This is a genomic window from Kitasatospora sp. NPDC059648 (assembly GCF_042734825.1).
Lineage (GTDB): Bacteria > Actinomycetota > Actinomycetes > Streptomycetales > Streptomycetaceae > Kitasatospora.
Map to the genome: position 1 here is coordinate 23,542 of NZ_JBHWDU010000092.1, position 7,477 is coordinate 31,018.

Consider the following 7,477-nt stretch of genomic DNA (forward strand, 5'->3'; position numbering starts at 1 on the left):
GCGTGCAACGGGCCGGCGCGCCGAGGACCGTCCCAGCCCGCAGGGCCGTCGCCTCGCTCACCGGCGCTCCACCTCCCCCGGCGGGCCGATGCTGCCCTCCACCACCAGGAACGGAGTGGTCACCGGCGAGAAGCCCGGGCCGTCGGCCGTGATGGTCCGCGGGCCGGTCTCGTCCTTGGGGAGGATCAGCAGCTGGCCCGCGAAGGTCCCGTCCGCCCTCGGGTAGGTGGGGGCCGCGGCCGCGGTGATGCCGGGCTGCCAGGTGAAGCGGACCGGCGCGCCGGGCGGGAAGTCCGTGCCGCGGACGGAGGTCACGAAGCCGGGCTTGCCGATCGGCGGTACGGCGACGATGCGGGGCTGCAGGACGCGCAGCGGGGTGCTCGCGCGGTGCGGGCCCGGGGTGGCGTCGGTGCCGGTGGTGGTCAGCTCCGCGGTGACCGTGGTGTCCAGCGCGGCCACCGGTGAAAGCACCACCCGGACCACCTGGCTGCCGCCGGGGGCCAGGTCGGCGAGTCGGCAGCTCCCGTCCCGGCAGCCGGGGGGCAGCGCCTCGGTGGGCACTCCGGCGGGCAGGCCGAGGGTCAGGCGCAGCCCGGTCGCCAGGGCCTGGCCGGTGTTGCGCACGGTGTAGCTGACGGTCACGTGGCCGCCCACGTAGCCGGGGCCGGGCTGGGCGCCGACGGCCACGCCGGGGCCGGCCTGCGGCGGAGGCGCGGGGGCGGGCGCCGGGGGCGGCGGCACGGGAGTGGGCGTGGTGGTCGGGCTGGGCGTCGGGCTCGGGCTCGGCGAGGCGGTCGGTGAAGGCGTGGGCGTCGGCGAGGGCGCGTCCAGCACCGGCAGGATCGTCTCCGCGGACCCGTTCTCCGGGTCGGGATCGACCACCGCCCCGCTCACGCTCCAGCCGAACGGCTGGTCGCCCGCCCGGGTGCCGATCAGGCGGCCGGTGACCCGGACCTGAGCCCCCGGCGCCAGGGTGCCGAGCTCGCAGCGCAGCGCCGCCGCGTCGCACTGCCCGACCGGGCTGGTCAGCTCGCCGAGCCGGGCGCCGGTCGGCACCGAGGCCGTCAGGACGGTGCCGGGCGAGGGTGCGGGGCCCTTGTTCGTGACGGTGATCGTCACGCCGGTGCCGCCGTCGACGGGGACGGCCGGGGTGCGGGGCGGCGCGCTGAGCGTCAGGTGGACGGACCGCTGGACGGCCGGCTCCTTCTGGCGCCCCGGCAGCCGCCAGTCGAGCTCGGTGAGCTCGGCGGTGGCGAAGTCGTAGATCTTGAGCCCCTCGGGTGCGCTCGGCGGCGCGGCGCGCCGGGAGGTCAGCACGAGCTGCGCGCCGTCGGCCGTCCAGGCGACGTCGCGGGGCTGGAAGGGGCCGGTGGAGCGGTCGGGCAGCGGCCGGGTGCAGGCGCCGTCGCCGAGCCCGGCGGGCAGGATCACCGTGCAGTCCCGGCCGGTCGGGGTGGTGACCACGACGCCGTCCTGCCGGTTGTTCCCGCCGTCACCGGCCTTGCGGTTGAAGGCGATCCGCCGGCCGTCGGGCGAGAAGGCGGGACTGTCGTCGATGACGTCGCAGCTGCCCGGGCAGGCCGTGCGGCTCAGGTCGTTCTGCCGGGTGAGGTCGTCGGCGGGCACCGTCCAGATGTGCTTGTTGCCGGGGTTGCCGTTGACCACGGCAGTCCGGGAGAAGGCGATGAGCTTGCCGTCGGGGGACCAGAAGGGCTCGTCGTCCGCGGCCCCGGGCCGGTCGGCCGGCGGCTGGACGGTGCCGACGATCGCACCCGTGGCCACCTGGGCGATCACGATCCGGCCGGGGCGGGCCGGTCCCCGTCCGCCGCTGCCCGGGGTACTGCGGCTGAACACGATCAGCCTGCCGTCCGGGGAGAGGGAGGGGTCCGTGTCCCGGTCGGTCGGGCCGCGCCCGGCGAGGTTCACGGGGTGCGGGTCGGCGCCGTCGGCGTCGGCCAGCCAGATCCGCTGGATCCGGCCCGCGGGCGAGTCCTCGTAGCGGGTGACCACGATCTGCCGCCCGTCGGGCGTGTAGGTCTGGCGTTCGTACCAGGGGTCGTAGCCGGGGCGGGGGTGGAAGAGCGGGTCGGCGGCCGGGTCGGGATCGGTGTTGGTGTCGGCGGCCGGGTCCTCCGTGAGCACGCTGATGCCCAGGTCGCGCGGGTCGGCGCCGTCGGGGCGGACGTCCTGGACGTCGGCGACGTTGGCGGCGGAGGCGCTGGTCTGCTCCACCACCGGGCCTCCCCCGTTCTGCGGTCCGAGCCAGGTCGGCGTGGCGATCAACCGGTTGGCGCTGTAGAGGAGTTGGGGGTCGGTGCAGTCGCAGGTCGGCGCGCGGTAGAGGTTCACCACCGGTGGCTGCGGCGGATCGGCCGGCTGGAGCTGCGGCTTGGGGGCGAGCCGGTCGGCGCTGAGGAACAGCACTCCGCTGCCGTCGGCCAGCCAGGAGGCGGAGCCGGTCCGCCAGGTGGAGCCGGTGCCGGGGAAGAACGCCTTGTCGCCGCCGTTCGGCGAGGTGAGCATCAGGGTGCGGCCCTTGTCGCCCTGGTCCCAGGTGTAGACGATCTGGTTGCGGTGCGCGTCGTCGTTCAGCGGGTTCCAGGTCGGGTCGACGGCGTCCCCGCTGGTCACGTTGGTGACCTTGACGGGCGCACCGCCGGTGAACGGCCGCAGGTAGATCTGGACGTGCCCCGGCTCGCCGGCGCAGGCGTAGGCGACCCACCGGCCGTCGGGCGAGACGGTCGGGTGGGTCTCGTCGGCGGTGCCGTCGGTGAGTCGGCGCAGCCCGGTGCCGTCCCGCTCGACCGCCCACAGGACGTGCTGGGATGCGCCGTCCTTCCTGCGCTCCAGGGCCTCGAAGACCACGCCCTTGCGGTCCGGGGCGAGCGCGGGGTGGGCGGTGTCCATGCCGGTGGTGAGGCGGCGCAGCGAACCTGCCGCGTCGCGCAGGTACACCTGGGGCAGCGGGCCGTCCCGCAGGCTGGTGAAGACCAGCTCGTCGCCGCGGGCCGAGGGGTCCTGGTCGAAGTGGACCGGGCCGGGCCCGAACAGCGGGGTGCTGGCGTCCTGGCCGGTCACCCGGGCGAGGCCGCGGTGGTTGGTGCCGGCGTAGACGATCCGCCCGCCGGCCGGATCCTCGGCGGCGGCCGGGCCGCCCGGTCCGCCGGGGGCGGAGCCCAGGGTCAGCACCACGGCCGCCAGCGCGAGCAGCGCCGCGACGGCGGCCCGGGCCGGCCGCCGGATGGAGCGGGGAGTGCCGGTGGCGGCGGTCACGCGCGACCTCACAGGGTGGCAGGGGCGGTCTCCCCGGCAGTCTCACCGCCTCGGGCGCCCGGGGAACAGGGCCCGGGCGCCCGAGCCGGGGGTAACGGCCGGTGCCCCAAAGGGCAGACCGCCGCGCTCCCGCGCGGGACGTGCGGAACGGCCGTACTCCTCAGATCAGCCCGCGCCGCATGGCGTACCCCACCGCGTGCGCCCGGTTGCGCAGCCCCAGCCGCGTGATGATCTCGTGCAGCACGTTCTTGACGGTCCGTTCGGAGTACGAGGTCTCGGCCGCGATCTCACTGGTGTCGAAGCCGTCGGCGACCAGCCGCAGCATCTCCGCCTCCCGGGCGGTCAGGGTCGACAGGGTCAGGCCGCGTCCGTCGAGCATGGTGCGTTGGAGCATCCCGATCCGGTCGAGCAGTTCACCGAGCAGGTCCCCCGGCATCACGCCCTCGCCGTTGGCCAGGGCGGTGATCAGGTGCACCAGCCGGTCCTGGTCGGCCTCCGAGCGCCGCAGCACGGCGGCGACCCCGCACTCGACGATCGTCTGCAGCCCGCCGGCCTCGAACTGCCCCACCACCAGGCCGATGCGGCCGGACGTGGCGAGCCGCAGCCTGCGCAGGTGCTCGGCCACCGCCTCGGTCAGGGCGTCGACGACCAGCAGGGAGACCTCGGCCCGGCCCGCCTCGCTCTCGCTCAGCAACTCCACCTCGGGCCGCTGGCGCAGCTGCTGGACCACGCCCGTCTGCAGGATGACGTCCTCGGCGTACACCGCCACGGGTATCTGGCCCGGCCTGCGTGCCTGGAGAGGGACGCGCGGGGCGGCCGGGCGGGCGCTGCCGGAACGTTGCGCCACCGGGGGCCGGTGGGTGGTGACGGCCTCGCTTCGGGGTGCTTCGGTCGAAGTCATCGAACTCTCCATTCTCCAGTGGACCTGCGGCGGCGCCGGGCAGGGTCGGTCGGTCCGTACGGGCAAGGGGTGTGCCCACGGCTTGCCCGTACAGCCCTCTCCGCGGACGGTCCGCCGGCCCTACCGTCACGCCATGACCACATCCGCCGAACTCGGCCTGCCCGCGCTGACGGTGGCGCCCGGTGGCGTGGCCACCACGACGCTGACGGTGCGCAACGACCTCGACATCGTGGAGGCGTACACGCTGGAGGTGGTCGGTGACTGCGCCGCGTGGGCGACGGTCGAGCCGGCCCGGCTCTCGCTCTACCCGGGGACGTCCGAGTCGGTGACGGTGCGCCTCGCTCCACCGCGTTCGCCCGCGGCCCGGGCCGGTGAGTTCCCGCTCGGCATCCGGGTCCTGCCGACCGAGCGCCCCGAGCTGGTGACGGTCCCCGAGACGACCGTGACCGTCACACCGTTCCACGAACTGCAGGCCGCCCTGGCACCCCGGCGCCGCCGCGGCTGGCTGCGCGGCCGCTACCGCACCTCCGTACGCAACCTCGGCAACACCCCCGGGACCGTGACCCTCACGCCCGGGCAGGCCGGCGAGGAGCTGCGGTTCCGGGCGACCCCGGAACGGCTGCGCCTCGAACCCGGCGAGTCCGGCGAGCTGCGGCTGCAGGCCCGGGCCCGCAAGCTGATCTGGTTCGGCAAACCGGCCTCCTGGCCGTTCGAGGTCACGGTGGGCCCGGAGCAGGCCGGCACCGGCAGGGGCACCGACGGCGGGGCGGCGGCCGCCGGGAGTTCGAGCGCCCCGGACGCCAAGGGCGGCAGGGCCGGCGGGGCCGGCGGGGACGGCAGGGGTTCTGCCGGCAAGGCCGGGGCCGCCTCGGCCGAAGCCCTCACGCCCGTTCAACGGCCGGTGCTCGACGGCGAGTTCATTCAACTGCCGATCTTCCCGAAGTGGCTGCTCGCCCTCCTGGCCGCGCTGCTCGCGCTGCTGCTGGCCTGGTTCGCCCTGGTCCGCCCGGCGGTGCGCAGCTCCGCCAAGCAGGCCGCCGAGCAGGCCGTCGCCCAGCAGAGCGCCACCCCGGCCCCGAGCGCCGCCGCACCCGGCGGTGCATCCACGGCGCCCTCCGGCAGCAGCCCCGGCGGCCAGGGCAAGCCCGGCGCCGGGCAGCCCAGCACCGGCGGCCGCGCCCCCGGTCCGGGCCTGGCGGAGCCGGGGACCGGACGGCAGAGCTCCGCCACCATCGACGTGAAGACCGCGAACAGCACCTCGTCCACCGGCAGTTACCAGGTGCCGCACGGCAAGGTCTTCGACATCACGGACATCGTGGCCGCCAACTTCCAGGGCGACCAGGGCCTGTTGACCATCACGGCCGGCAAGCAGACGATCACCACCATCGCCTTGGAGACCTTCCGCAACCAGGACTACCACTGGGTGACTCCCATCCAGGTCCCCGAGGACCAGGCAGTGACGGCGACCGTGACCTGCGAGTCACCGGGCACTCCGGCCTCGGGCAAGCAGGCGGACACCTGCCACGAACTCCTCAACATCAGCGGGACGTTGAGCGACATCAGGCAGGGGAACTGAACCAGTGCGCGCAGCACCTCCCCTCCTCGGGCAACCGGACCGGAAAGGTGCACCGTTCGCCCCTACGATGTCAACGGGGCCCTTCCGTCGGACCCGGCCTGTCCGTCTCCGTGATCTCTCCCATCCGCAATCTCCTCCCGCGGCTCGCGGCCATGTCAACCACCCGCCGGTGACCATGGCCTCTCCGCGCAACCACCGGCAACCCGCCCCAACCGCTCCCACAGCGCCCACCTGCCCTCCCGGGGAAGCCCGGCAGGCCCTCCGGGGGCAAACGCACCGCCCCCGCAGCCGCCGATGTCTGCCCCGCTGCGCTGCTGACGCCTCATCAGTACACCAGTAGCTTTGCGCTGTTCCCGCTCCAGAAGTGCCCGCAGGGCGGTATACGCACCGAATCACCACAAGCCCGGCTTCTCCACCTCGGCGCGGATGAACCCCAGGTACTGGCTGAGGTCCTACCAGGTCTCCTTCCGCCGGAAGGTCGCCCGTGCGGCCGGGCCCTGTTCGACCCCGAGCATTCCGAGCACCCCGAGCACCCGTCCCCCCGTCGCCGCCGCCCCGGCCGGGGCCTCCACCTGGCAGGTCGCCCCGCCTCCCACGGTCACGTCCGACGCGGAGGGCCGAACCTCCGGCGTGTGATCTTGTGAGACATCCCTCTCCCGTCGTCGTGGCGCCTGCGGCCCCGGAGGTCGATCATGTGGTCATGACTTCCTCACCCCGCCCGCCGCACGCCGGTGGCCGACCGGAATCGACCGACGGGACCACCGCGCCCGGCGGAGAGCCCGCCCACGGGTACCTGCTGGACAACGCTCGCGCCGAGGCGGGCGAGCGATTCGTCTGGCTGGCCGAGCTCTTCGACGGCGTGACGCGCGGGCACTTCGACCGCCTGGGCGTCGGACCCGGCTCGCGCTGCTGGGAAGTCGGGGCCGGTGGCCCCGGCATCCCTGAGGCACTCGCGGCAGCCGTCGGCCCGACCGGGCACGTCCTGGCCACGGACATCGACCCGTCGTGGCTGAAGACAGCCGACGGCTACGAGGTGCGCCGCCACGACGTCGCCGCCGATCCGCCCCCGGAGCCGGGGACGTTCGATCTGGTACACGCGCGGCTCGTGCTGGTCCATGTGCCCGACCGGGCGCGCGCGTTGGCCACCATGGCGGCGGCGCTACGGCCCGGCGGCTGGCTGCTGGTCGAGGACGCCGACACCGCTCTGCAGCCACTGGCGTGCCTGGACGAGAGCGGCCCTGCGCAGCGGCGGGCCAACCGGCTGCGCGATGCGGTCCGGGAACTGCTGAGGCGCCGCGGCGCGGACCTGCGCTACGGCCGGGCGCTGCCACGGGCGTTGCGTGAGGCCGGCCTGGTGGACGTCGCCGCGGCGGGCTCCTTCCCGGTCGGCGGGCCGGCCTGCGACCAGCTGGAGTCGGCGACCATCCGCCACGTGCGCGGCGAACTCCTCGCGGCCGGCCTGGCCGACGAGGCCGAGATCGACGCACACCTGGCCGCCATCCACGCGGGCGAACTCGACCTGACGCTCGCTCCGCTGATCTCGGCCTGGGGCCGCCGTCCGGTCGAGTAGCCTCCGGCATTCGGTCAGGTACGGATCGGCGGTATCCACAACGCGAAGAACCCCCATCCGGAATCCGGATGGGGGTTCTTCTGAATGATTGTTCGGCGGCGTCCTACTCTCCCACAGGGTCCCCCCTGCAGTACCATCGGCGCTGTGAGGCTTAGCT

4 protein-coding genes are annotated in these 7,477 nt (G+C 74.7%); 2 read left to right on the forward strand and 2 right to left on the reverse strand.

Annotated elements, in window-relative coordinates:
* Positions 1-57: 57 nt before the first annotated feature.
* Together ACFV1W_RS34315 and ACFV1W_RS34320 are read right to left on the reverse strand one after the other, a co-directional pair.
* Entirely contained in the window at positions 58-3,273 is a 3,216-nt protein-coding gene (locus ACFV1W_RS34315; RefSeq protein ID WP_380421177.1) for a hypothetical protein, read from the reverse strand.
* Between the two features lie 160 nt (positions 3,274-3,433).
* The gene (locus ACFV1W_RS34320; RefSeq protein WP_380421178.1) at positions 3,434-4,174 is read right to left on the reverse strand and encodes a LuxR C-terminal-related transcriptional regulator; all 741 of its coding nucleotides are present in this window, start codon (positions 4,172-4,174) and stop codon (positions 3,434-3,436) included.
* Between the two features lie 133 nt (positions 4,175-4,307).
* On the opposite strand from ACFV1W_RS34320, the gene ACFV1W_RS34325 reads away from it, so the two are divergent.
* Both ACFV1W_RS34325 and ACFV1W_RS34330 read left to right on the forward strand, forming a co-directional pair.
* The gene (locus ACFV1W_RS34325; RefSeq protein ID WP_380421179.1) at positions 4,308-5,750 is read left to right on the forward strand and encodes a hydrolytic protein; all 1,443 of its coding nucleotides are present in this window, start codon (positions 4,308-4,310) and stop codon (positions 5,748-5,750) included.
* Between the two features lie 700 nt (positions 5,751-6,450).
* Positions 6,451-7,320 carry a methyltransferase domain-containing protein gene (locus ACFV1W_RS34330; RefSeq protein ID WP_380421180.1) on the forward strand — a complete coding sequence of 290 codons (870 nt, stop codon included), beginning with the start codon at positions 6,451-6,453 and terminating at the stop codon, positions 7,318-7,320.
* Positions 7,321-7,477: the final 157 nt, after the last annotated feature.

Excerpts from the sequence above, each read along its gene's own strand:
- ACFV1W_RS34320 (WP_380421178.1), bottom strand. The coding sequence starts at position 4,174 with ATGACTTCGACCGAAGCACCCCGAAGCGAGGCCGTCACCACCCACCGG.
- ACFV1W_RS34325 (WP_380421179.1), top strand. The coding sequence starts at position 4,308 with ATGACCACATCCGCCGAACTCGGCCTGCCCGCGCTGACGGTGGCGCCC.
- ACFV1W_RS34330 (WP_380421180.1), top strand. The coding sequence starts at position 6,451 with ATGACTTCCTCACCCCGCCCGCCGCACGCCGGTGGCCGACCGGAATCG.